This is a genomic window from Streptomyces sp. NPDC101132, from assembly GCF_044759225.1.
In the GTDB taxonomy this organism is placed as follows: Bacteria; Actinomycetota; Actinomycetes; order Streptomycetales; family Streptomycetaceae; genus Streptomyces.
In genome coordinates, this window is the sequence record NZ_JBIVYX010000009.1 from 329724 (window position 1) to 353609 (window position 23886).

General features: G+C 74.1%; 21 protein-coding genes. 10 read left to right on the plus strand and 11 right to left on the minus strand.

Annotated features, from left to right (window positions below; genetic code table 11):
- Positions 1–3: 3 nt before the first annotated feature.
- Complete coding sequence (locus ACIQUR_RS22665; protein WP_403666993.1) at positions 4–1095, plus strand: lactonase family protein; 1092 nt, start codon at positions 4–6, stop codon at positions 1093–1095.
- Positions 1096–1348: 253 nt separating this feature from the next.
- Here the strand turns inward: ACIQUR_RS22665 and ACIQUR_RS22670 are convergent, their stop codons facing one another.
- Positions 1349–2275, minus strand: a complete 927-nt coding sequence (locus ACIQUR_RS22670) for a sirohydrochlorin chelatase (protein ID WP_403666996.1) — start codon at positions 2273–2275, stop codon at positions 1349–1351.
- Positions 2276–2412: 137 nt separating this feature from the next.
- Here ACIQUR_RS22670 and ACIQUR_RS22675 point away from each other — a divergent pair, with 137 nt between their 5' ends.
- Positions 2413–3090, plus strand: coding sequence for a uracil-DNA glycosylase (locus ACIQUR_RS22675; RefSeq protein ID WP_403666999.1), 678 nt, complete (start codon positions 2413–2415; stop codon positions 3088–3090).
- 55 nt (positions 3091–3145) lie between these two features.
- Here ACIQUR_RS22675 and ACIQUR_RS22680 read toward each other — a convergent pair whose 3' ends face one another.
- Positions 3146–4234 carry a WD40/YVTN/BNR-like repeat-containing protein gene (locus ACIQUR_RS22680; protein ID WP_403667002.1) on the minus strand — a complete coding sequence of 363 codons (1089 nt, stop codon included), beginning with the start codon at positions 4232–4234 and terminating at the stop codon, positions 3146–3148.
- Positions 4235–4476: 242 nt separating this feature from the next.
- On the opposite strand from ACIQUR_RS22680, the gene ACIQUR_RS22685 reads away from it, so the two are divergent.
- Together ACIQUR_RS22685 and ACIQUR_RS22690 are read left to right on the plus strand one after the other, a co-directional pair.
- Positions 4477–8094, plus strand: coding sequence for a hypothetical protein (locus ACIQUR_RS22685; protein ID WP_403667005.1), 3618 nt, complete (start codon positions 4477–4479; stop codon positions 8092–8094).
- A gap of 4 nt (positions 8095–8098) precedes the next feature.
- Positions 8099–9034, plus strand: a complete 936-nt coding sequence (locus tag ACIQUR_RS22690) for a hypothetical protein (protein WP_403667007.1) — start codon at positions 8099–8101, stop codon at positions 9032–9034.
- Between the two features lie 43 nt (positions 9035–9077).
- Here the strand turns inward: ACIQUR_RS22690 and ACIQUR_RS22695 are convergent, their stop codons facing one another.
- The gene (locus tag ACIQUR_RS22695) at positions 9078–10154 is read right to left on the minus strand and encodes an NADH:flavin oxidoreductase/NADH oxidase (protein WP_403667010.1); all 1077 of its coding nucleotides are present in this window, start codon (positions 10152–10154) and stop codon (positions 9078–9080) included.
- 129 nt (positions 10155–10283) lie between these two features.
- Between ACIQUR_RS22695 and ACIQUR_RS22700 the strand changes: the two genes are divergently transcribed.
- On the plus strand, positions 10284–10637 hold the full coding sequence (locus ACIQUR_RS22700) for an ArsR/SmtB family transcription factor (protein ID WP_403667012.1): 354 nt from the start codon (positions 10284–10286) through the stop codon (positions 10635–10637).
- Between the two features lie 69 nt (positions 10638–10706).
- Here ACIQUR_RS22700 and ACIQUR_RS22705 read toward each other — a convergent pair whose 3' ends face one another.
- Both ACIQUR_RS22705 and ACIQUR_RS22710 read right to left on the minus strand, forming a co-directional pair.
- The gene (locus ACIQUR_RS22705; RefSeq protein WP_403667015.1) at positions 10707–12059 is read right to left on the minus strand and encodes an FAD-dependent oxidoreductase; all 1353 of its coding nucleotides are present in this window, start codon (positions 12057–12059) and stop codon (positions 10707–10709) included.
- 111 nt (positions 12060–12170) lie between these two features.
- Positions 12171–12818: a DUF305 domain-containing protein gene (locus ACIQUR_RS22710; protein WP_403667018.1), complete on the minus strand. Its 648-nt coding sequence runs from the start codon at positions 12816–12818 to the stop codon at positions 12171–12173.
- A 189-nt stretch (positions 12819–13007) separates the two neighbouring features.
- On the opposite strand from ACIQUR_RS22710, the gene ACIQUR_RS22715 reads away from it, so the two are divergent.
- A complete protein-coding gene (locus ACIQUR_RS22715; RefSeq protein WP_403667020.1) occupies positions 13008–14492 on the plus strand; it encodes an LVIVD repeat-containing protein in 1485 nt (494 codons plus the stop codon).
- Between the two features lie 28 nt (positions 14493–14520).
- Here ACIQUR_RS22715 and ACIQUR_RS22720 read toward each other — a convergent pair whose 3' ends face one another.
- The 4 genes from ACIQUR_RS22720 to ACIQUR_RS22735 form a co-directional block, all read right to left on the minus strand.
- Entirely contained in the window at positions 14521–15156 is a 636-nt protein-coding gene (locus ACIQUR_RS22720) for a TetR/AcrR family transcriptional regulator (protein ID WP_403667023.1), read from the minus strand.
- Between the two features lie 198 nt (positions 15157–15354).
- Positions 15355–15975, minus strand: coding sequence for a phosphatase PAP2 family protein (locus tag ACIQUR_RS22725; RefSeq protein WP_403667025.1), 621 nt, complete (start codon positions 15973–15975; stop codon positions 15355–15357).
- A gap of 202 nt (positions 15976–16177) precedes the next feature.
- On the minus strand, positions 16178–17113 hold the full coding sequence (locus ACIQUR_RS22730; protein WP_403667028.1) for a M56 family metallopeptidase: 936 nt from the start codon (positions 17111–17113) through the stop codon (positions 16178–16180).
- A 92-nt stretch (positions 17114–17205) separates the two neighbouring features.
- Positions 17206–17829: a DUF5134 domain-containing protein gene (locus tag ACIQUR_RS22735; RefSeq protein WP_403667031.1), complete on the minus strand. Its 624-nt coding sequence runs from the start codon at positions 17827–17829 to the stop codon at positions 17206–17208.
- A gap of 253 nt (positions 17830–18082) precedes the next feature.
- Between ACIQUR_RS22735 and ACIQUR_RS22740 the strand changes: the two genes are divergently transcribed.
- Entirely contained in the window at positions 18083–18631 is a 549-nt protein-coding gene (locus ACIQUR_RS22740; RefSeq protein ID WP_403667033.1) for a GNAT family N-acetyltransferase, read from the plus strand.
- Between the two features lie 25 nt (positions 18632–18656).
- Here ACIQUR_RS22740 and ACIQUR_RS22745 read toward each other — a convergent pair whose 3' ends face one another.
- Both ACIQUR_RS22745 and ACIQUR_RS22750 read right to left on the minus strand, forming a co-directional pair.
- Complete coding sequence (locus tag ACIQUR_RS22745) at positions 18657–19340, minus strand: glycerophosphodiester phosphodiesterase (protein ID WP_403667036.1); 684 nt, start codon at positions 19338–19340, stop codon at positions 18657–18659.
- Between the two features lie 182 nt (positions 19341–19522).
- Positions 19523–20161 carry a PadR family transcriptional regulator gene (locus ACIQUR_RS22750; RefSeq protein WP_403667039.1) on the minus strand — a complete coding sequence of 213 codons (639 nt, stop codon included), beginning with the start codon at positions 20159–20161 and terminating at the stop codon, positions 19523–19525.
- A 67-nt stretch (positions 20162–20228) separates the two neighbouring features.
- Here ACIQUR_RS22750 and ACIQUR_RS22755 point away from each other — a divergent pair, with 67 nt between their 5' ends.
- From ACIQUR_RS22755 to ACIQUR_RS22765, 3 genes are all read left to right on the plus strand, one after another.
- Entirely contained in the window at positions 20229–21350 is a 1122-nt protein-coding gene (locus tag ACIQUR_RS22755; protein ID WP_403667042.1) for an LLM class flavin-dependent oxidoreductase, read from the plus strand.
- Positions 21351–21354: 4 nt separating this feature from the next.
- Entirely contained in the window at positions 21355–22401 is a 1047-nt protein-coding gene (locus ACIQUR_RS22760) for an alpha/beta hydrolase (protein ID WP_403667045.1), read from the plus strand.
- Positions 22402–22482: 81 nt separating this feature from the next.
- Positions 22483–23880 (plus strand): DUF6421 family protein, encoded by a 1398-nt coding sequence (locus tag ACIQUR_RS22765; RefSeq protein WP_403667047.1) that lies wholly within the window; start codon positions 22483–22485, stop codon positions 23878–23880.
- Positions 23881–23886: the final 6 nt, after the last annotated feature.

Sequence of the window (23886 nt, forward strand, 5' to 3'; positions counted from 1 at the left end):
ACCGTGAACGAGGACACCGGACGGCACGGCGCGGGCGACGGCGGCCGCCGCGCCCACATCGGCTCCTTCACCTCGGCGGGCGGCCGCGGCATCACCACCGCGGCCGTCGACCCGGCGACCGGGAAGCTGACGCTCCTCGGCGCGACCGGCGTCCTCGCCGACCCCTCCTACCTCGCGCTCGCCCCCGACGCGCCGGTCCTCTACGCGGTCAGCGAGGGCGAGCACGGCACCGCCGCGGCCTTCACGCTGGGCGCGGAGGGCCCGTACCCGCTCGGCGACCCCCAGCCGGTCGGCGGCGCCGGACCCACCCACCTCAGCGTCGCCGGACCCTGGCTGCTCACCGCCCACTACACCTCCGGCGGCGTCGGCGCCCTGCGCCGCACCCCCGACGGCGGCCTCACCGGCCCGCCCGCCGTCCTCGGTCACCGCGGCAGCGGCCCCGACCCCGACCGGCAGACCGGCCCCCACGCGCACCAGGTGCTGCCCGACCCCGGCGGCCGCTGGGCGGTCTGCGTCGACCTCGGTACGGACTCCCTGCGCGTCCTCGCGCTCGACCCCGCCGACGACCCGGCCCGGCCGCCCCTCCCGCCCCGCCCGCACGCCGAGACCGCCCTGCGATCCGGAAGCGGCCCCCGGCACCTCGCCTTCCACCCCGGCGGCCGGCACCTGTACGTCCTGAACGAGCTGGCCCCCACCCTGACCGTCTGCCGCTGGGACCCGGAGAAGGGCGCCGCCGAGCCCCTCGGGGAGGTCCCGGTCGCCCCCGAGGAGGCGTCCGAGTACGTACGCGGCTACCCCTCCGCCCTCGTCGCGGACCCCGACGGCCGCTTCCTGTGGGCCGCCGTCCGGGGTCACGACACCGTCGCCGTGCTCGCCCTCGACGGGGACGGGGCGGGCGCCGCGCTCACGGCGAGCGTGGACTGCGGCGGGGTGTGGCCCCGCGACCTCGCCCTCGACCCGGTGGGGCGGCGCCTGTACGCGGCCAACGAGCGCTCCGGCGACGTGACCTGGTTCGACGTGGACCGGGAGACCGGGCTGCCGCGCCGCGCGGGCAGCGTGGACGTGCCGGCGGCCAGCTGCGTCGTCTTCGGCTGACGCGGCCCTCGGACGGGCCGACCGGGTCCGGCCAGGGCCGGCCGCGCCCGTGACGGGCTCGGGGGTCCCGGACGGGCTGACCGCCCCCGGGACGGGCTCACGGCTCGGCCGGACCGCCCGCCCCCTGGGCCGGCTGTCCGGCCCCTGGAGGGCCTGCCGCCCCCGCCCTGGCCCTTTTCCGGCCCAGGGGCGCCGGAAGCGCCGCAGGGCCCCCTCCCGTGCCGGGAGGGGGCCCTGCGGACGTACGGACGGGTCAGCGCACCGGGGCGCCCTGCGCCGGCTGGGGGATGCCCAGCGCCGCCGCGTACTGGGCCACCGCGAGCTTGCCCAGCGCCGGGTAGGCGCCCAGGGGCTCGGCGGTGGCGCAGTCGGCCTCCTTGCAGGCGGTGTCCAGCAGGCCCTCGGCGGCCTCCGGGCCGATCAGGTACGGGGCCAGCGCCAGCTGCACCGAGCCGGAGCCGCGCAGCTGGTCGGCGACCGAGGCCACCGAACCCTCCTGGTCCAGGGCGGCCGCCATGACCGGCACCGCGAGGCGGGCGGCGAGCAGCATGCCGGTGATCCCGGCGGCCTGCACGGCCTCCTCGCCGCCGACGGTGCCCAGGATGATGCCGTCGGCCGCCGTGGCCACGGTGAACAGCCGGGCGCGGTCGGCGCGGGCCAGGCCCGCCTCCGACAGGCGCACGTGCAGGGCCTCGGCCAACAGCGGGTGCGGGCCGAGCACGTCGGCCAGCTCGGCCGGCGCGGAGCTGTCCATCAGCGCCTGACGGATCCGGCGCAGCAGCGCGCTGTCCGGGCCCGCCAGCAGCGGGACCACCACGGAGGACGGCCCGTCCTGCTTCGGCACCTCCTGGCCGGCGGCACGGGCGAACTCGGCGCGGGCCTCGCGCTCGGCCTCGACCGCGCCCAGCACGGCCTGCAGGGTCGGGAACTCGGAACCCTCGGCGTCATCGCCGTCGAGGTAGCCGATGCGGGCGTCGAGGCCGGGCAGCTCCGAGCGGGCGATGCTGAGGGTCTCCTCCGCCAGGGACCGCGTCGCGGCCGAGGGGGCGCCGGGCACGGCGAGCACCAGCGACGGCGCGCCCTCGGGCGCCACCGCGGGCTCGGGACGACGGTGCCGTCCGGTCTGGCGGGGTCGCGGCATTCGTACGGGCAGGCCACCAGGCCCAGTGGGGGAGCTCATGCGGCCGCATGCTACTGGTTTTCCCGGACCTGCTGTTCGGGAGGGTCCCAGTCGGGCGGCATCTGTCCGTATTTATCTGCTGAAGGTACAATCTCCGGCGTCCGGGGCCGTCCTGTGCGCCAGTAGAGTGATCGCTCGTGGCAGCACAACCGTTGAACGAACTCGTCGAGCAGGGCTGGGCGGAGGCGCTCGGCCCCGTGGCCGGCCGGATCGCGGCGATGGGCGACTTCCTGCGCGCCGAGGTCGCCGCCGGACGCACCTACCTCCCGGCCGGCCCCCACATCCTGCGGGCCTTCCAGCAGCCCTTCCACGAGGTGCGCGTCCTCATCGTGGGGCAGGATCCCTACCCGACCCCCGGCCACGCCATCGGGCACAGCTTCGCGGTCGCGCCCGACGTGCGGAGGCTGCCGGGCAGCCTGGAGAACATCTTCCGGGAACTCCACACCGACCTCGGCCTCCCCAGACCCTCCAACGGCGACCTCACGCCCTGGACCCGCCAGGGCGTGCTGCTGCTCAACAGGGCCCTCACCACCGCGCCCCGCCAGCCCGGCGCCCACCGCGGCAAGGGCTGGGAAGAGGTGACGGAACAGGCCATCCGCGCCCTGGTCGCCCGCGGCACCCCCATGGTGTCCGTGCTCTGGGGCCGCGACGCCCGCAACCTCCGCCCCCACCTCGGCGACCTCCCGGCCATCGAGTCGGCCCACCCGTCGCCCATGTCCGCGGACCGCGGCTTCTTCGGCTCCCGCCCCTTCAGCCGCACCAACGACCTCCTCACCCGCCAGGGCGCCCAACCGGTCGACTGGTCCCTCCCGTAGCGGATCCCCGGGGGCGCCCCGCGCGGGCGCCCCGGCCGCGCCGGGGCGCCGGCGCTCAGGGTTCCAGGACCGCCGCGCGGACGCAGAGGACGTCCGGGAGGTGGGAGGCGAGGAGGCGCCAGGTGTCGCCGTCGTCGGCCGAGGCGTACAACTCGCCGTTCCGGTTGCCGAAGTAGACGCCCGCGGGGTCCGCGTCGTCCGTGCAGAGCGCGTCGCGCAGCACCGTGCCGTAGTGGTCCCCGGACGGCAGGCCGGCCGAGAGCGGCTCCCAGGTGGCCCCCGCGTCCGTGGTGCGGAAGACCCGGCAGCGCCGGCCCGCCGGGACGCGGTCGGCGTCCGCGTTCAGCGGGAAGACGTACGCCGTGTCCGCGCGGTGCGGATGGGCGGCGACCGCGAAGCCGAAGTCCGAGGGCAGCCCGCCGCCGATGTCCGTCCAGTGCGCGCCCCCGTCGTCGCTGCGGTACACGCCCCAGTGGTTCTGGAGGTACAGGCGGTCGGGGTCCGCGGCGTCCCGGTCGATCTTGTGGACGCACTGGCCGAACTCCGGATCCGGGTCCGGCAGGAAGACCGCCGAGATCCCGGTGTTGGACGGGTCCCAGCTGCGGCCGCCGTCCCGCGACCGGAACACCCCGGCCGTCGAGACCGCCACCGTCAGCGCGCCCGGGTCGCGCGGGTCGGTCAGCACGGTGTGCAGGCCCTCCCCGCCGCCGCCCGGCACCCACGTGGACCGCGTCGGGTGTTCCCACAGCGAGCGGACCAGCTCGAAGCTCTCGCCGCCGTCCTCCGAGCGGAACAGCGCGGCCGGCTCCGTGCCCGCGTACACCACCCCCGGCTCGGCCGGTCCGGCCGGGCGCAGCTGCCAGACCCGCTCCAGGGACGCCCCGGTGTCCTTCGGGAACCGCACGGCCGGCCGGGCCGGTTCGGTCCAGGTGGCGCCCAGGTCGTCGGAGTGGAACACCGAGGGGCCCCAGTGCGAGCTGTCCCCGCCCACCAGCAGCCGCGGCACCGCACCGCGCCGGTCGACGGCCACCGAGTACACGGCCTCCGCGTTGAAGTGCGGCCCGGTGAACTCCCAGCGGCCCTTCCTCCCGCGGCCGAGGAAGAGGCCCTTCCGCGTGCCCACGGCGAGCAGTACGTCGGTCATGCCCGACACCTCCGGACGTACGGTCTCCGGTCCCGCGGCTCGGGCCCGGCCCCTGCCCACTCTGCACCCGCCCACTGACAACGGCCCCCCGACACGGCGGTGCGCACCCCGCGCCCCCGGTACCAGCCCGCCGCCCCCGGTGCCCCCGGGTGCACCCCTGTCACCAGTCGGGGCAAACCGTCCCCCGCCCAACCCCCCGTCTCCTAGGCTGAGTCGGGCCAGCATCCGCCGCGAGGAGTGTGATGACAGCCCAGCACGACGATCTGATCGGCCGCCTCGAACAGGGTCCCTGCTTCCTCTTCCTGGGGCAGAAGTACCTCCTCCTGGAGAGCGGGGTCGACCCCCTCGCCCCGTCGGTCTCCAGAGCCGCGAGGGGCGGCACGGACGCCGAGGACCTCTACACCTCGCTTCTCCGCGTCCCGGCCCCGCGCCGTCAGGCGGTGCTGACCGCCCTCGCCGGCTCCGCCGCGAAACTCGCCGAGCCGGCCTGGCTCAAGGTCGTCGCCGACCTGCCGTGGAACGGCGTGTTCAGCACCGCCGTCGACTCCCTCTTCGTCCGGGCCCTGCGCAACGAGTCGCGCACCGTCCAGCCGGTCGTGTCCTCGCAGTTCCGCCCGGCCGCGCCGCGCAGCCGCACCCAGGTCCAGGCCGTCCTGCTGTTCGGCGGCGCCGACCAGCCGCCGGAGAGCCAGCCGCCCACCAACCGGATCGAGCTGGGCGCCCGCCGCTCCGAGGCCAGGTCCCTCGCCCAGCGCCTGCCCGACGAGCTGATCACCCCGCGCGGCGTGCTGATCATCGAGGCGTGGAGCACCGACGACTGGTTCGGTCCCGAGGACCTCTACGGCATGCTCAGCCGCCTCGGCCAGGGCCAGGCGCACCTGTTCTCCGCCACCGAGATCGAGCTGGAGGACGAGTACGTCGCGGCCGCCGTCGAGTCCGGCGTCCTGGTCCCGCACGAGGAGGACTTCGCCAGCTACGTCCAGGAGGCCAAGGAGCGCGGCGCCCTCTCGGACCGGCTGCGCTTCGACTCAGGCGGCCACCAGCTGGAGCTGATCTCCGAGCAGGGCGTCGGCCTCCACGAGGTCCCCCGCGACATCTGGAACGCCGTCTCCTCCTTCGGCCAGCCCATCGACGCCGACCTGCTCACCCCGCCCGCCAGCCAGTCCCCGGAACTGCGCTACGCCCGCTTCCGGGAGTTCCTCGGCGCCAGCGAGTCCTCCTCCATCTGGTCCGCCGTCGCCGCCGGGCTGCCGTTCCGCCGCGACTACGAGGGCGAGCTGCGCAAACGCGTCGACGGCGCCCTGTCGGGCCGCGGCCTGCTGGAGCGCCCGCTGCTCCTGGTCGGCCAGACCGGCACCGGCAAGACCATCGCCCTCGCCTCGCTCGCGTACGCCATCGGCAAGCAGAAGCAGCACGCCGTCCTGCACATCCCGCGCCGGGCCAACCGCCCCTCGTACGACGCCATCGACCCGTTCTGCGAGTGGGCGGAGCGGATCACCAACGCCAGCACCCTGATCGTCTGGGACGGCATGGTCGACGCGGACGAGTACTTCCGGCTGGCCAAGTACCTCGACTCCCGCGGCCGCCGCGCCGTCGTGGTCGGCAGCTGCTACAGCACCGCCGAGGACGACGACCTCCAGCACAAGGCGAAGGCCCAGGCCAGGAAGCGCGCCGCCAAGGCCCCCGCGCAGCGGCGCCGGGTGAGCAAGTCCGACGACAAGCGGCACATCGTCCGGGCCCCCGCCGTCCTGGAGGACAAGGAGGAGATGGTCCGCTTCACGGCGCACCTGGGCTCCCTCGGGATCATCATCCCGGCCGCCGACTGGTCCGTGATCCAGAAGGACCGGACCTTCCTCTCCGCCCTCTACCGCCTGCTGCCGGAGACCCGGGGCCCGGTCAGCGGGGGACTGGTGCTGGAGCTCCGGCACGCCGAGAGCGCCCTCGCCGCCGAGGTCCGCACCTCGGGCGAGTACGTGCCGCCCACCGCGATGGCCGCCGCGCTCCACAAGGCCGGCCTGGTGGACAACCTGGAGGAGACCCTCCGCGAGATGGGGGAGGACGGCGAGGGCTCCTCGTACCGCGGCCCCTACGAGCGGCTGGTCAACATCGTCCTCGTGGTCTCCCGGCACGGCCAGGCCATCCCGCTGGAGCTGGCCCTGCGCGTGGTCGGCCGCGACGGCGTGCGCAACCTGCCGCAGCTCCTCGGCAAGATCGACCTGATCCGCTGGCTGGAGGACCGCAACGGCAACTACGCGCTGTCCGCACGCAACGAACTCGAGGCCGAGATCCTCGTCAAGGCGGAGCGGACCAGCGACGAGTCGGAGATCGAGGCCATCGCCGAGGCCCTCGCCGAGGTGCGCCCCGACTCGACCACGGGCGGCGGCAGCGAGGTGCAGTTCGCCGTCGACCTGCTGAACCGGATAGGCCCGCAGGGGGAGCAGGAGGAGCGCTACGCCCCCCACTTCCTCCGCATCGCCGACGCGTTCGCCCGGGCCAACGGCGCCGCCATCGTGTCCAACCCGAGGCTGGCGCTGCTGGAGACCAACCTGTGCCGCGAGTGGGTCAAGTACGCGCAGACCAAGAAGATCGCCGACGCGGAGAAGCGCACCGACGTGCTGCGCCGGGCCGAGGACGTGGTCGAGAACGCGCTGGCCGGCGGACCGTTCTCCAGCCGCTCCGGGGTACGCGCCAACCTGATGGTGGAACAGGCCAGCGTCGTCGGCGCACAGATCTACGAGCTGCTGCGCAGCGGCCCGGACGGCAAGGCGCCCGACCCCATGCCGGTCGACCGGATGCGGGCGCTGCTCAAGCGCGTCCTGCGGATCACCTCCGAGTCCATGGGCATCTCGGCCGACAAGTACTACCCGGTCGACGTCGTCTGCTGGGTGACCCTGGAGATCGTCAAGCGGGAGGCCCTGCCGCCGCGGGAGCTGGACGAGCTGCTGGCCGAGTGCCTGTCCCGGCTGCTGCTCATCGAGGTGGGCGACCTCAGCCCGAAGCAGGAGGCCAAGTACAACGCCCGCTTCTCCGACATCGCGGCCGTCGCGAACGAGGAGCGCATCGCCGACGAGAAGCTCCGCGAGCTGGCCGAGCACGACGAGCCCCTCGCGGCCTACCTCTACGCCCTGCGGGTCAGCGGCCTGGTGCGCAACGACCCCGACCCGGAGGGCATCCGGGTGGCCTTCGCCCACCTCCAGTCCAAGGCCGGCACCATCGACGACCGCCGCTGCCTGCGGCTGCTGGTGGACCTCTTCTGGATGGCCAAGACCGGCCACCGCTTCATGGAGGGCGAGCGGCTGACCCTCCCGCTGGGCCGCCAGGACTGGCACGAGTGCCTGGAGCTGGCCGGCAAGCTCCAGGCCCTGGACGACCTGTCCAACCTGCGGGTGGAGTTCATGCGGGCGCTGGCCCACTTCCACCTGGGCCAGCTGGGCTCCGCGTTCGACGCCTTCCGCAAGGCCGAGCGCCAGTCGCACCAGTTCCGCCGCCGCATCGTGACCATGTACGTGGCCAGCGACACCGAGGGCCACCCCCGCAGGTTCCACCCGACGGTCCGCCGGGTGGACCCGGACCAGCGCAAGGGCATGTGCTGGGTCGAGGAGCTGGCCCGCGAGATCCCCTTCCAGCCGCACGACTTCGGGATCGCCGAGCCGGCCCGGGGGCTGGCCCTGCCGGAGGCCTTCGTCACCTTCAACCTGCGCGGCGCGATACTGGAACCGGCCCGGCGGCCGCACTACAAGCTCCCGCCGCACCTGGTCTCCGGGCTCATCCCGGGACCCGCCTCCGAGCCGGAGCCCGGCAGGCCGGCAGGGGGCTCCCGCGCGCCCGGCACGCCGTTCCCGCACCCGGAAAAGGGGTAGCCGCGTGGCCACCGAGCCGGCGAAGGCCGAGGCCCCGGTCGCGATGGTGTCCCGGCTCGACCTGCGCGGTCAGGAGCTCCAGAACCTGTGCCAGGCGCTGACGGCCCTGCCCGTCGGCGACCCGGTGACCGCGCCGCGGCCCGTGCTGGACGACGCCCAGCACGGGTTCCTCACCTCGACCATCTGGCTCAGCTCCTGGCTGCACGAGGCGTGGGCGGTCAGCTTCACCTTCCTGCTGGACCAGGCGAACCGGGTCGGGGTGGGCGTCGAGGCGGCCCAGGTGTTCCAGTCGGACCTGCAGAAGCTGCGGACCCGCTTCGCGCACAACCTGGACCCCGCGGTGCCCCGGGACCGGGAGATCCAGGAGGACTGCTACGCCTGGTTCCTGCGGGCCTGCGGCTCCCGGGTGCCCAGCGGCGCGGGCTGGGGCCTGTGCCTGGAGACCCTGCTGGAGGCGGCCGTCGCGTACCTCGGCGTGGCCATCGAGGTCGCCCGGGCCATCGAGCAGGACGTGGACGCCGAGGCGCTCCTCGAACACTGGAAGACCAGGCTCGGCCGGTCGGGGGTCCTCATCGACTACCGGCAGCACCTGGAGCGGGCCGCCGGCGACCTGGGCGTGAAGAACCTGGAACTGCTCAGGGAGGTGAGGGAGCGCCACCGTCCCCGCTGGGACCGCACCCTGTCCGTCGCCTCGGCGCGCTCGGACATCGAGACGGTGACCCAGCGGCACATGGAGCACGCCCTGCTGGCGGAGACGGGCCGGGTGCTGCCCGTCACCGCGAGCCAGGTGATGGCCAAGCTGGAGCTGAAACCGGGCGAGCGGGTGGCCGCCGCCCTCCGGCTGGGCCAGGTGCTGTACGCGCTCAACCCGGACCAGGACAGGACCACCCTGCTCGACGCCATCGTCCGCCACTGGAGCCGCATGGAACCGGACGACTGACCACCACCCCGGTCACCCCGCGCAGGGGTGGCCGGGCCACGCGTCAGGCGCGTGCGTACTGACCCGGCGTACGGATCTCCGCCCCCAGCTCGCGGGCGGCCCGGCGCGCCCAGTAGGGGTCGCGCAGCAGCTCGCGGCCGAGCAGGACGGCGTCCGCCTCCCCGTTGGCGACGATCTTCTCGGCCTGGGCCGGGTCGGTGATCAGACCCACGGCGGCCACCGGCAGGCCGGTCTCGGCACGCACCCGGGCCGCGAAGGGCACCTGGTAGCCGGGGGCCACGGGGATCCGCACCCCCGCGGCGTTCCCGCCGGTGGAGACGTCGAGCAGGTCGACACCGTGCTCCTTGAGCAGTGCGGCGAAGCGGACCGTGTCGTCGCCGGTCCAGCCGCCCTCCTCCAGCCAGTCGGTGGCCGAGATCCGGAACAGCACCGGCAGGTCCTCGGGCCACTCGGCCCGGACCGCGTCCACGACCTCCAGGGCGAAGCGCACCCGGTTCTCGAAGGAACCGCCGTACCCGTCGGTGCGGTGGTTGCTGTGGGGCGAGAGGAACTCGCCGATCAGGTAGCCGTGCGCCCCGTGCACCTCGACGACCTTGAAGCCCGCGGCCAGCGCCCGCCGCGCGGCGGCACCGAACTGCCCCACGACCTCCCGGATCTCATCGGCCGTCAGTTCGTGCGGCACGGGGTGCCCCTCGGCGAAGGCCACCGGGCTCGGCGCGCTCGGCCGCCAGCCGTGCGCCTCCGGACCGACCGGCGCCCCGCCCTTCCAGGGCCGCTCGGTCGAGGCCTTCCGCCCGGCATGCGCGAGCTGCACCCCCGGAATTCCGCCCTGGGCGTCCACGAACCCGGTGATCCTCCGCAGCGCCTCGGCCTGGGTGTCGTTCCAGAGGCCGAGGTCGTACGGGGAGATCCGGCCCTCCGGCGACACGGCGGTGGCCTCCTGGATCACCAGGGCGGTGCCGCCGGCGGCCCGGGCGGCGTAGTGGGCGAAGTGCCAGTCGGTCGCGACACCCGCGAGCGGCCCCTCGGGCGCGGCCGAGTACTGGCACATGGGCGCCATCCAGGCACGGTGGGGGAAGGTCAGGGACCGCAGGGTGAGGGGCTCGAAGAGGGCACTCATGGGGGCAGCTCCGTTTCACACGACTGGTACGTGGATCACCGTACTACGAGGTTCACCGTACTACGGCATCCATCGGACTACCAGCCCTGCGATCTCCCCAACTACGACGGTTCTCGTACCATGGGACGCGTGACCGAGACCGAGACGACCCCCGGCCGCGCGCTGGCCCACCCCGGACGGGCGGACATCCGCCTCGACGCGGTCCTGCACGCCCTGTCCGACCCGATGCGACTGCTCGTGGTCCGCAGACTGGCCGAGGCGAACGACGAACTCGCCTGCTCGGCCTTCGCCCTGCCCGTCACGAAGTCGACGAGCACGCACCACTTCCGCGTCCTCCGCGAGAGCGGCGTGATCTGCCAGCAGTACCGCGGCACCGCGAAGCTCAACACCCTGCGCGAGGAGGACCTGGACGCCCTCTTCCCGGGCCTCCTGAGCACGGTCCTCAAGGCCGCCGAGGCCGAGGCCGCCCGCCTGGGCGGCTGATCCCGGAGAACCCGCGGCCGGCGGACGCGCGCACCACCCGCAGCTCCGGGGACGCGCACGACGGGCCCGTCACCGCCCCTCGGCGGCGGCCCCCAACAATCCGCCCCAATCGGGAATCTTCACCGACCGCCGTCCCAGCGAGCGCCCGAGGTCCTCCTCCGCCCGCTCGATCGCCAGCCACCCCCGCCACTCCACGGGCCGCAGACCGGCCGCGCGCAGCGCGTCCAGCGGATCGCCCGTGACCTCCCGCAGGGCCAGCTCCGCCGCGTCCGCCAACAGCGAGCCCGCCGTCTCCTTGGCGCAGGGCCGGTTGGTGCCGATCACCCCGGTCGGCCCCCGCTTGATCCAGCCGGCCACGTACTCGCCGGGCGAGGGCGCGCCCTCCCGCAGCACCCGTCCCGCCGCGTGCGGCACCGTCCCGGTGCGGGCGTCGAAGGGCAGCCCGGGCAGCTCCCGCCCCCGGTACCCGACCGACCGCAGCACGAGCTGGGCCTCGATCTCCTCGTACGTGCCGGTGCCCCGCACCCCGCCCCGCCCGTCGGGCAGCGTCCGCTCGAAGCGCACCCCCGCCACCCGCCCGTCGGACCCGGCCAGCACCTCCACCGGCCGCAGGTAGAACCGGAGGGCGACCCGGCGCGACCCGCCCCCGGGAGACGCCTCGGCCCACCCCCGCAGCACCTCCACGTTCCGCCGGTTCGCCGCGGGCAGGGCGCCGGGGTCGGCGTAGTCCGGGTCCAGCGCCAGCTCCGCCGCGTCGACCACGGTGTCCACCCCGGGCAGCGTGCCCAGCTCCCGCAGCTCCTTGGTGGTGAACTTCCCCTGGGACGGCCCCCGGCGGGCCACCATGGCCACCTCGCGCACCCCGCTCCGGGCCAGCTCGCCGAGAGCCGGCTGGGGCATGTCCGTGATCCGCAGCTCCGCCTCGCCCCGGGCCAGGATGCGCGTCACGTCCACCGCGACGTTGCCGGCGCCGATCACCACCGCCGACCGCACCGCCCCCAGCCCGAAGCCGTCGTCCGCGGCATCGGGATGGGCGCTGTACCAGGACACGAAGTCGGTCGCCGCGTAGGAACCGGGCAGCTCCTCGCCGGGGATCTCCAGGTGCCGGTCCCGCGCCGCGCCGACGCAGTACACCACCGCGTGGTACATCCCCAGCAGCCGCCCGGGGGTCAGCTCGGCTCCTCCGACCTCGACGTTCCCGAGGAAGCGGATCCGCTCGTCCTCCAGCACCGTGCGCAGGCTGCCCTGCAGGGACTTGATCTTCTCGTGGTCGGGGGCCACGCCGTACCTGACCAGTCCGTACGGGCAGGGCAGCCGGTCCAGTACGTCGACCCGGACGTCCGGCACGTCCCGCTGCTGTACGAGCGTCTGTGCCGTGTAGACCCCGCTCGGGCCCGAACCGACGACAGCGACACGAAGCACGGCGGCGCTCCTTCCCGCAGGGGTGCCTTCAGCATGCCACCGGGCCGGGGGCGCGTCAGCCCGTGCGCCCGCATCCGGCTGATCCCCGCCCCCGGCGCGTCCGGACGGGCCTCAGCCCATCGCCCGCATCCGGTTGATCTCGGCGCTCTGCTGGGCGATCACTTCCGTCGCCATCTCCTCGACCGTCACGTTGTTCCCGCCCTGGAGGGCCTCGCCGGCCATGGTGAGGGCACCGCTGTGGTGCGCGATCATCAACTCCAGGAACCGGCGGTCGAAGTCGGCCCCGCGCGCCGCCCGCAGCCCGGCGAGCTGCTCGGGCGTGGCCATGCCGGGCATGCCGCCGTGCGCGTGGTGGCCCCCGGCGGGCCGTCCGGCCGGGTGGGCGGCCAGCCATCCCTGCATCGCGCCGATCTCGGGCTGCTGGGCGGCGGAGATCCGCTCCGCGAGCCGCTTGACGCCGGGGGCGGAGGCGCGTTCCGGCGCCAGCGCGCTCATCACCAGGGCCTGCCGGTGGTGCTCGATCATCCCCTGGACGTAGGCGAAGTCGGCCGCGTTGGGCGAGTCGTCGGGCCGGGCCTTGGCGGCCTCCTCCGCCGTGAGCTTTCGGTTCGGCTCACCGGGCTTCCCCGGGGCGACGACCACCGCTCCGGCGCCCTTCCCCTCGGCGGGCCCGTCCCCGCCGGCCGCGTCACAGGCCGTCAGGGCCAGGGCCAGCACCGCCGCCGCCAACCCGAGGCGGACGTGAGGGTGGATCAGCACAGCTTCCTCCTGGGCGAGTCGGCGTCACTACGAGCCTGGTCCGGTCGTGCGTCTCTCGTACGTCACTCGTGCATCACTCGTGTAAACACTGTCATGCGCCATCTGTTGCCATGGGCATGATAAGGAACATACTGCCGGGGTCCGTGTTCCGTTCCCATCTCTGCAACAGCGGAATCCAGGGAGGAAGCAGTGACCTCGTTGCACCTCGACCGACCGAGGCGCAGACGGCTGGGTGTGGCCGCAGCGGCGGCCGGACTCCTGGCCACGTTCCTGGTGGCCGGCCCCGCGGCCGCCACCCCCGACCCGGGGGACGCGCCCGCCAGGGAGCCGGTCTCCCGGGAGGCCGCCGCCGCGGCCCGCGCGGCCATCGCGAGCGGGGAGATACCCGGCCAGGACGAGATCGTCCACAGCGACAACGTCGAGCACCTCGTCAACCTGCCCAAGGACCAGCTCAAGGGCACGAACAGCGACCTGGCCTTCCAGGGCAAGTACGCGTACGCCGGCAACTACGACGGCTTCGTCATCTACGACGTCAGCCGCCCGCACGCGCCCAAGGTCGTCAGCCAGGTGCTGTGCCCCGGCGGCCAGAACGACATCTCGGTCCAGGGCGACCTGCTCTTCCTCTCCACGGACTCCTCCCGCAGCGACGACTCCTGCAACAGCGTCTCGCAGCCCGCGTCGGAGAAGTCCTCGTGGGAGGGCATCAAGATCTTCGACATCAAGGACAAGAAGAACCCCCGCTACATCAAGTCCGTCGAGACCAACTGCGGCTCGCACACGCACACCCTGGTGCCCACCGGCCGCGACATCTACGTCTACGTCTCCTCGTACTCGCCCAACGAGGCGTTCCCGGACTGCCAGCCCCCGCACGACGGCATCTCCGTCATCAAGGTCCCCAAGCAGGCGCCCACCCAGGCCAGGGTCGTGGCCTTCCCCGTGCTGTTCCCGGACGGCGGCAACCCGGGCGCGCCCACCAACCCCGGCGTCTCCAAGACCACCGGCTGCCACGACATCACCGTGCTGCCCTCGAAGAAGCTCGCCGCCGGTGCCTGCATGGGTGACGGCATCCTCTTCGACATCAGCAAGCCCGAGCAGCCGAAGGTGATCGACCGGGTCCAGGACAACGTCAACTTCGCGTTCTGGCACTCCGCCACGTTCAACGAGCGCGCCGACAAGGTCGTCTTCACCGACGAGCTGGGCGGCGGCGTGGGTGCCACCTGCAACGCGGCCACCGGCCCCACCCGCGGCGCCGACGGCATCTACGACATCACCGGCAAGGGCGACGCCCGCAAGCTGGTGTTCCGCAGCTACTTCAAGATCGCCCGCCACCAGGCGGACACCGAGAACTGCGTCGCCCACAACGGCTCGCTGATCCCGGTGCCCGGCCGCGACATCATGGTCCAGGCCTGGTACCAGGGCGGCGTCTCCATCTGGGACTTCACCGACTCCGCGAACCCGCGCGAGATCGGCTGGTTCGAGCGCGGCCCCCTCTCCACCACCGCCATCACCACCGGCGGCTCCTGGTCCGCGTACTACTACAACGGCCACATCTACTCGAACGACATCGCCAAGGGCTTCGACGTCCTGAAGATCAACGACGAGCTCACCGAGCCCGCCGCGGACATCTGGCTGGACCGCCTCAACGTCCAGACCCAGCCGCAGTACCAGTACTGACGCCGAGGCGGGGCGCCCGCGGACCGGATCAGTCCGCCGCGCCGCGCAGGGGGGTGCCACCGGCCGGTTCCGGCCCCGGGGGCACCCCCCGCTCCCACTCCAGCCCGTACCGCTGGAACAGCTCCGCCCGCAGCCGCTCCACCGGCATCGGAGCCCCCGGCAGCAGCACGGCGAACACCGCCCCCATCAGCAGGGCGCGCAGCAGCGGGTAGTCGCTGTCCACGGCGGGCGAGCCGTACGCCGCCACCGTCCCCCGCAGCAGCTCGGCGAGCCGCTGCTGCTCGGGGCACCGCACGAAACCGTCGGCCGACAGGATCCCGGCCATGTGCGTGCGCATCAGCACCGGCTGGTCCAGGGCCAGACCGAGGATCGCGTCGATCGCCCGGGCCAGCAGCTCCCGCCCGTCCTCGGTGCGGGGCTCCCGCTCCAGCGCCGCCGACAGCGTCCGGTGCATCAGCCGGTGCACCGCGGACTGCAGCAGCTGCCGCTTCCCCGGGAAGTAGTACGAGACCAGGCCGCGCGCCGCGCCGGCCCGGTCGGCGATGTCGGCGAGCGTCGTCGCCTCGTACCCGCGTTCGGCCACGAGCTCGACCGTCGCCTGCAGCAGCCGCTCGCGGGAACGTCTGCGCAACTCTTCATTGACCGACGGGCTGCGCGGGGACATGCTTACTCCTGCGTTGACTGGCTCGCAGCCAATATACTCAGCGCACACCACGCCGGGGCACTTGCCGGTGCCCTGTGCCGTGGGCGGGGGCCGGTTCTGGGCGACGCGGGGGATCGTCCAGAACCGGCGCCGGAGAGCCTCCCGCCCCCGCACGCGCGGCCCACGAAACAGCGGCCACGCGCCCGCCCCGGCCGCAGGTCAGGGCCCCGTCCGCCGGGCGGGCGGGCGCTCGTACGCGGCAGCCGCCAGGCAGACCAGGGCCGCGCCCAGCAGCCAGCCGCCCAGCACGTCGGACGGCCAGTGGACGCCCAGGTAGACCCTGGTGAACCCGACGCCCAGCACGGACACCGCCGCGAGCACCACCGCCCACGGGGGCCGCCCCAGGGCCCACAGCAGCAGCCCGCACACCACCGCCGCCGTCATCGCGTGCCCGGACGGGTACGCGGCGAACTCCGCCGAGGCCACCGGGTCGGGCCAGCGCGGCCGGGCCCGGCCGACCAGCGCCTTCAGCGCGTGCTGGACCCCGGCGGCGAGCAGGGTGACCGCGGCCAAGTACAGCGCCCGCCGGCGGGCGCCGCGCCGCAGCAGCCACAGCACGGCCGCGGCGGCGAGCAGGCGCATGGTCCAGGGGTCCCACAGCCAGTCGCTGAGCACCCGGTTCACCCGGGTGAAGCCGGGGTGCGCGACGGCGTGCCGGTGCAGGGCACCGGCCAGCCGCACGTCGAAGGAGACCAACGGCCGCCAGCGGACGGCCACCAGGACCGTCAGCAGCACCGCGAGACCGAGAACCGCCAGACCCGTCCGCAGGAACACGCGCATGCCTCCACATCCTGGCCCATCCGGAGCGCCGGGGGCGGCACCGGCGGGACACGCGACCGGATCAGGAGGGGCGGAGGAGCGACGGGCGGGCCACCGGGAGGGGCAGGCCGCGGGCGGGCGGCGGCAGACCCAGCGGACGCGAGGCGGCCGCCGCGACACGGGAAGCGGTCGGCGGCGGGGGAGCGGCGGAACGCCCGCCCGGCTACCCCAGCGCGGTGAGTCCCGGCACGAACGCGACCAGCAGCGGCACCACCGGCACCAGCGCCGCGGCCGCGGTGAGCCGCAGACGGTGCAGGGCGGTGAGCCGGGGCGCGGCGGACAGCAGCCGGTTCACCCGCTGGGGCACGTGCGCCTGCGGCGTCGGGCAGGGCCCGAAGACGCCCTTGTCCTCGTTGAGTTCGACCAGCGCCAGCGCGATCGTCAGCCGCCCGTACCGCCGCGAGGCGACGTCGTCCGCCGCCAGCTCGACCAGCCGGTGTATCTCGGCACGGAACGCCGCGAACACCGGGACCTGCGGGAACCCGCCGGCCAGCGCCTGCCCGCAGTGCAGCAGCCAGTCGTGCCGCGCCGCCGCGTGGCCCTGCTCGTGCGCCAGTACGGCGTCCAGCTGGCGCCCCTTGAGCCGGTTCAGCGCCGTCGTGGTCACCACCAGCTGCGGGGCCGCACCCGGCAGCCACCACGCCTCGGGCCGCGGGGCCTCCAGCACCACCAGGCGCCCCGCGCCCGCCTCCTCGCCGGGCAGCAGCGGCGCCCGGACCAGCAGTTCGGCGCGTCGCGCCCGCCGCCTGGCCCGGGCCCGCAGCACCTCGACGGCGAGCATCGCACCGGTCCACAGCCCGCCCAGGGCCAGCAGCAGCGCCGTACCGGCGGCCCACGGGCCGCCCGCGCCCAGCGCGTAGGCGTCCACCACTCCGTGCGGCGCGACGGCGAACACCCGGCCGCGCACCGCCTGCCACGCGGCGGCCGCGCTCAGCACCATCGACAGTCCGAAGCACAGCAGCACCGCGGCCACGACGCACTGCCACACCCAGAGCGCCACCACCGGTTCGCGATCGGTCCAGTCGGCGCGGGCCAGCAGCCGGGGAGCGACGAGAGCGGTCAGGACGCCGAGCACGAGGAGAACGGCGGGGACCATCATGTCCGTCAGCCTATGAGCGGGACCCTACCCCCGGGTATGGCCGCGGCCCCCAAGTGACGGACGCCACGCCGCCCGTACCGGCGGGCAGGCCCTCACAGGCCCACCAGCATCGCGAACATCCCGATTCCCATGGCCAGTCGGCAGGCCTCCACGACCTCGCCCCGCGCCGCTCCCGACGCCCGGCCCGCCGCGGGCCCGCTCCCCGCGCCCCCGCCCGCACCGGCGGCCGGGCCCGTGCCCGCCCCGCCCTGCGCGGCCACCGGCAGCAGCCGCACCCCGCCGCGCAGCACGTACCCCGCGTAATAGAGGAGCAGTACGCCGGTGAGCAGCGGCACCCCGCCCGCCCCCGGCACCGCGTGGTGGGCGCCGCCGGCTCCGGGCACCGCCGCCATCGCCGCGACCATGTACACCATCGCCAGCGATCCCACCGCGTGGTGCACGTGGTGGCTCCGCCGGCAGTCCGGGCGGCGCAGCCCCCACAGGGCCCACGCGCCCGCGCCCAGGAACACCCCGCCCAGCAGCAGCCGGCTCCACTCCGTGGACCACAGGGCCGCCGCGGGCACCGCCATCGCCGCCATGCCGAAGGCCATCAAGGCCTCCGCCCCGGCCCCCGCACGCTCCTCTGCGGCCCCGGTGCGCAGCCGCAGCAGGCAGTAGCCGCCGCTCGCCGCGCACAGCAGCACGAGCAGCCAGGCGGTCGTGGTCGTCCCGTGCACGGCGCGGCCCCCTCCCCGGTCGGCGGTGTCGTACGAGACACCCGATCCACAAGGAGAGGGATGCCCCTCCGGCCGGGGGCGCACGCGGGCGCGCGGGAGCGCCGGGGAGTGAGAAGGGGCGGGAGAGGGGCGGGACGGACAGGAGGGACCGGAGGGGCGGGCGGGAACGGCCGGATGGCCCCGTCCGGCCTGCCACGCCACCGGGTTAGGCTGCACGGAGCCCGGCACCACCGCACGCGAACGGAGATCCACCATGGACGCCAGCGCCACCCGCACCGAGGCCGCCCCCACCTTCCGGGACGCGGTCCCCGCCGACGTGGCGGACCTGGTGGCCCTGGTCGAGTCGGCCTACCGCGGGGACGCCAGCCGGGCCGGCTGGACCACCGAGGCCGACATCCTGGAGGGCCAGCGCACCGATCCCGAGGGCGTCCGGGCGATCGTGGACGCCACCGACAGCACGCTGCTCGTCGTCGAGCGCGAGGGCCGGATCATCGCCTGCTGCCAGCTGGAACACCGCGGGGACAGCGCCTACTTCGGCATGTTCGCGGTGCGCCCCGAACTGCAGGGCGCGGGCCTCGGCAAGCTGATCATCGCCGAGGCCGAGCGCCGGGTGCGGGACGCCTGGGGGGTGGGGGAGATGCAGATGACCGTCATCTCCGCCCGCGAGGAGCTGATCGCCTGGTACGAGCGCCGGGGTTACCGGCGCACCGGGAAGACCAGCCCCTTCCCGTACGGGGACGAGCGCTTCGGCATCCCCCAGCGTGACGACCTGGAGTTCGAGCTGCTCGTGAAGGCCCTCTGACCGGGACCGCCGAGCGGCCCCCCGGCTAGGCCGTGAACCGGCCGGTGAGCCGGATCTCGGGGAAGTCGGTCACCGCGCCGTCGAGTTCGAGGGCGCGCACCAGCCGCAGCTGCTCCTGGGTGTTCACCGTCCAGCCGACCACCCGCAGGCCCGCCGCGTGCGCCGACTCCACGGTCTCCAGCGTCAGCCGGCGGATGTTCAGCGCGACGGTCTCGGCACCGGCCGCCAGGGCCCGGTCCACGATGTCCTCGCCGTACCGGATCGCGGTGAGGGTGAGGCGTACGCCCGGCACCAGCCGGGCCATCTCCCCGAGGACCGCGTCGTGGAAGGACGACACCTCCACCCGCGAGGTCAGGTCGCGCCGCAGCATCACCTCGGCCAGCGCCTCGGCCACGGGGAGGTCCCCGATCTCGGCCAGGAGCGGCGCGCGGACCGCGTCCAGCACCTCCTCGAAGACCGGGACGCGTTCGCCCTGGCCGGCGTCGAGCTCCCGCAGCTCGGCGAGGGTCAGGTCGACGACGGCGCCGGAGCCGTCCGTGGTGCGGTCCACCTCGGCGTCGTGCATGACGACGAGGGCACCGTCCTTGCTCAGCTGCAGATCCAGTTGGACGAGGTCCATGCCCGAGCGTTCGGCGCGGACGAACGACCGGAGGGTGTTCTCGGGTTCGGCGCCCATGACCCCGCGGTGACCGATGGTGAGGAAAGTCAAGGTTCTCTCGCTTCCGTCGACGGCGGCTCCCGCGCGCGGCCCTGACCGCCCGCGCGGTAAGGAGGCAGCGTAATGGGCCGTGCGCGGGTTGAGACCGTCCGTGCACGCACCGTTCCCATGCCCTTTGGCCAGTACCCGCCTGCCCCCTTCCGTCCGCCGGACCACGCCGGGCCCCCGCCGCGTCACCCGGGCGTGGGCGCGTCCCCGCCGCCTTGACGCGGGACGGCCGCCCGGCCCGTACGCCCCGCCGCGCCCAGGCCGTCGAGATCGGCCAGCAGGGCCTCGGCCAGCTCCAGTTCGGCCAGATGCTGACGCTCGCTCCAGCGCAGCGCCAGCTCCGGAAAGGCCCATTCGGAGGCGCCGGCCGCCCGGGCGCGCGCCTCGCGCACCTCCGCCAGCCCCTCCCGGGTCCGCCCGACGTGCTCCTCGACCATCGCGCGCAGCCGCGCCGGATCGGCCAGATGGCCGAGCCACACCCGCAGCAGCACCCCGTGCTTGAGCACCGGGGGGCCGGCCTCCGCGGTGTCCGCGGCCCATTCCGCCAGCGCCGCACGGCCCTCGGGCGTGATGGCGTACCGGCGCTTGGTCCGCGGCTCCTCGGGCCCCGAGCGCTCGGAGGCCGCGTACCCGAGCCCCTCCAGGCGGCGCAGCTCGGCGTAGATCTGGCTGATCGCCGGGGACCAGTAGAAGAAGCGCAGCGAGGAGTCCGCCCACTTCTTCAGCTCGTACCCGGTCCGCTCGCCCGGGAAGGACAGCAGGCCGAGCACGGCCCAGGCGGTCGGCGGCAGTTCGGGGCGTCCCGGGTCTTGCTTCCTTCGCATCTGACTACTAGTCATATGGCGAATTGAAGTAAGGCCGGGCACGGGACGCAACCCCCTGGAGGGCGCCGTGAAATTCTCCGTCATCTTCGAAGCGCAGCTGGCCGATCCGACGGTCGAGCGTGAGCACCAGGTCATCCGCGACTGCGTGGAACAGGCCGTGCTCGCCGAGCGGATGGGATTCGACCGGATCTGGGCCGTCGAGCACCACTCCCTCAAGTGGTACGCCCACCTGTCGGCCCCGGAGGTGTTCCTCACCTGGGTGGCCGCGAAGACCAGCACCATCCGCATCGGCCACGGCGTGGTCTGCATGCCGTTCAACTTCAACCACCCCGTACGGGTCGCCGAACGCGCCGCGATGCTCGACCTGCTCTCCGGCGGACGGCTCGACCTGGGCGCGGGACGCGGCGGCACCGAGCAGGAGACCTCGCTGTGCGGCGTCGACCGGGAACGCACCGCCCAGGAGGTCGAGGAGGCCCTGCGGATCATCGGCCGGGCCTGGCAGGAGGAGGAGCTGGAGTACCACGGCGAGCTGATCGACATCGATCCGCACCCGATCCTCCCGCGGCCGCGCCAGACCCCCCACCCGCCGCTCTTCCTCGCGTGCAGCCGCAACGACACCCTGGTGCAGGCCGCCGAACTGGGCGTCGGGGCACTGGTGATGGGCTTCGCGGGTCCCGAGTCCATCGCCGCCATGCGGGCCGTGTACGACGGGGCGCTCGCGGCCCGGGACGGCTCGCGCACGGTCTCCACCGTCGTCAACGACCACTTCTCCGTGCTCTGTCCGACCATCGTGCTGGACGACCCGGCGGAGGCCCGCCGGATCGGCATCCGCGGGCAGCGCTTCTTCGCCCAGGCGATCGGGCACTGGTACGGCGGGGCGGGCGTCCCCGACGAGGCGGTGGTCGAGGGGAGCGACGAGGCCGCGGAGATGCGCAGGGCCGCCGAGCAGGTGGTGGCCCGGCTGCACGAGCTGGACATCCCGGTGCGCCCGACCTCCACGGCCACCTTCAACGCCGACCACGCCTACGGCAGCGCCGACGACGCCATCGCGTACGTCGAGCGGCTCAGGGACGCGGGCGCCGACGAGATCATGTGCCTGGTCCAGATGGGCACCGTGCCGCAGGAGGCGTGCCTGGAGACGCTCCGGCAGTGGGGCGAGAAGGTCATCCCGCACTTCCGGGGCGCGTGAGCGCGTGCAGGACCACGAGGAGACCGCCACGGGCCCGGCCGCCGGTACGGGCCCGGCCGGTGACGACCGCCTGTCCCCGCTTGCCCGGGCCTGTGCCGACGCGCTCACCGCCGCCTTCCCCGACCTCGGCGGCACCGTCACCGACGCCGCCGAGGCCCGCCGGATCCTGGCCGCCGCGCCCCGTCCGCCCGCCGTCCCCCCGGCGGTCGGCTCCGTCCGGGACGCCCTGATCCCGGGCCCCGGCCCGGACAGGCCGCCCCTGCCGGTACGGATCTACCGCCCCGACCCCGTGCGGTGGCCCGGCCCCCGGCCGACCGTGGTGTTCTGCCACGGCGGGGGCTGGGTGCTGTGCGACCTGGACAGCCACGACACCACCGTCCGCGAGCTGTGCCGGGCCTCCGGTGCGGTGGTCGTCTCGGTGGGCTACCGCCGCGCGCCCGAGCACCGGTTCCCCGCGGCCGTGCACGACGCCCACGCCGCCCTGTGCTGGGCGGGCCGCCGGCTCGGCTCGCTGGGCGGCCACCCGGACGCCCTGGTCGTCGCCGGGGACAGTGCCGGGGGGAACCTGGCCGCGGCCTCCCTGCTGCTCGCCCGGGAGCGCGGCGGGCCCCGGGTGGCGCTGCAGGTGCTCGCCTACCCGGTGCTGGACGCCGCCGGGCGCGGGGGCTCGTACGAGCGGAACGCGACGGGCTACTTCCTCACCGCCGCCCACGTGCGCTGGTTCTGGGAGCAGTACCTCGGGCCCGGCGGGGACGGCGGCCACCCCCTCGCCTCCCCGCTCGTGGCCGGAACCGAGGGGCTGCCGCCCGCCCACGTGGTCACCGCCGGCTGTGATCCGCTGCGGGACGACGGGGCGGCGTACGTACGGGCCCTGCGCGCGGCCGGGACGCCGGCCACGGAGGACGCGTACCCGGGGATGTTCCACGGCTTCCTCGCCCTGGCCGGGGTCCTTCCCGAGGCCCGGGCAGCCCTCGACCGCATCGGCGAAGCCATCGCCGGGACGGTGGCCGACGGGAAGAATTTCACCGGAGCGGGGGGTGGCGCAGGATAATTTATTGATCCTCCTCTTGAGCGGAAGAGCCTCATATGCATACGCTGCATTGACGTGAGGTTCTCCTGTGGAGGAAGTGACATGACGGAAACTCTTGTGCAGGGTGCGGGCGGTGGCGTGATAACCGCCGGTATGCGGGTGGTGGACCACCCCGCATGGCCCGTGCTCAAGGCCGCCGTGGAAGAGATCCGCCCTTGGCAGTCCAAGGACGGCTCGATCGACTTCGAGGCGGAGGGCGCCCCCAGCCGCGCCACCGCCGAGGCCACGGTGGACCGCGTGATCGGCGCCGTCGAGGAGATCTCGCCGCTGCTGCCGCACACCGCCGACTACCACCGGGCGCTCGTCTCCGACCTGCGCAAGTGGGTCGCGGGCGGCTTCGGGGTGCCGGACTTCCTCGACTCCCTGCTGGCCTTCCAGCCGGCCGCCGAGCGCGCCGACGGCCTGCAGCACCTCGTGGTCTTCCCGATGTACACGCAGAACGGCAACCCGGACCGCAACCTGGAGGCCGTCGCCCTCACCATGGTGTGGCCCGAGTGGCTGGCCGAGCTGGAGCGCACGCGCTACGACAACCCGCTCTTCCTCGGCATCACCTTCCAGGACTTCACCGCGGGCTACGACACGAACTCCGCGGTGCTCTTCCCCGAGACCATCGCCGTCCGCGAGGCCCCCGAGCGCTTCAGCTGGGGCGGCATCTTCTGCGACCGCGAGGCCGCCCGCTTCCGCCGCGTCACCGAGGCGGCCGTCGACACCCTCGGCCTGGAGCTGCCGGCCGACATCGCGTCGATGCTGGGCGACCAGGACCGCTGCGAGAAGGCCTTCGTCCTGTGGGACATGGTCCACGACCGCACCCACAGCCACGGCGACCTGCCGTTCGACCCCTTCATGATCAAGCAGCGCCAGCCGTTCTGGATGTACGGCCTGGAGGAGCTGCGCTGCGACCTCACCGCCTTCAAGGAGGCCGTGAAGCTGGAGGCCGAGGGCAACGAGCACGGCCGGGACGTCCAGTACGCCGTCCTGTTCGACCGGATGTTCCGCTTCCCGCTCTCCGGTGACCGCAACCGCAACTACGACGGTCTCGGCGGCCAGCTGCTCTTCGCGTACCTGCACCAGCACGACGTGATCCGCTGGACCGACAACAAGCTGAAGATCGACTGGCAGCGCGCCCCGCAGATCACCAACCAGCTCTGCGCCGAGATCGAGAAGCTCTACCGCGACGGCATCGACCGCCCGAAGCTGGTCCACTGGTTCAAGGCGTACGAGCTGGTCTCCACCTACCTCGCCCCGCACCCGGGCTCCAAGTGGGCCAAGGGCCCCGACGCGCTCGACCTGACGCAGCCGCCGCGGAAGCTCGTGGACGACGTGCTTCCCGACGAGTTTCCGCTCAGCATGTTCTTTGAGGCGCTCTCGAAGAAGCTCAAGGACGTGATCGCCTCGACCAAGGGCATCACGGCGCAGAGCGCCGAGCGGGCCGCCGCATGAGCGCTC

Bases quoted from the DNA above. Each gene is read 5' to 3' on its own strand.
- ACIQUR_RS22670 (WP_403666996.1), bottom strand. From the start codon at position 2,275: ATGAGCTCCCCCACTGGGCCTGGTGGCCTGCCCGTACGAATGCCGCGA.
- ACIQUR_RS22725 (WP_403667025.1), bottom strand. From the start codon at position 15,975: ATGCGCGTGTTCCTGCGGACGGGTCTGGCGGTTCTCGGTCTCGCGGTG.
- ACIQUR_RS22720 (WP_403667023.1), bottom strand. From the start codon at position 15,156: ATGTCCCCGCGCAGCCCGTCGGTCAATGAAGAGTTGCGCAGACGTTCC.
- ACIQUR_RS22695 (WP_403667010.1), bottom strand. From the start codon at position 10,154: ATGAGTGCCCTCTTCGAGCCCCTCACCCTGCGGTCCCTGACCTTCCCC.
- ACIQUR_RS22685 (WP_403667005.1), top strand. From the start codon at position 4,477: ATGACAGCCCAGCACGACGATCTGATCGGCCGCCTCGAACAGGGTCCC.
- ACIQUR_RS22680 (WP_403667002.1), bottom strand. From the start codon at position 4,234: ATGACCGACGTACTGCTCGCCGTGGGCACGCGGAAGGGCCTCTTCCTC.
- ACIQUR_RS22765 (WP_403667047.1), top strand. From the start codon at position 22,483: ATGACGGAAACTCTTGTGCAGGGTGCGGGCGGTGGCGTGATAACCGCC.
- ACIQUR_RS22730 (WP_403667028.1), bottom strand. From the start codon at position 17,113: ATGATGGTCCCCGCCGTTCTCCTCGTGCTCGGCGTCCTGACCGCTCTC.
- ACIQUR_RS22750 (WP_403667039.1), bottom strand. From the start codon at position 20,161: ATGCGAAGGAAGCAAGACCCGGGACGCCCCGAACTGCCGCCGACCGCC.
- ACIQUR_RS22740 (WP_403667033.1), top strand. From the start codon at position 18,083: ATGGACGCCAGCGCCACCCGCACCGAGGCCGCCCCCACCTTCCGGGAC.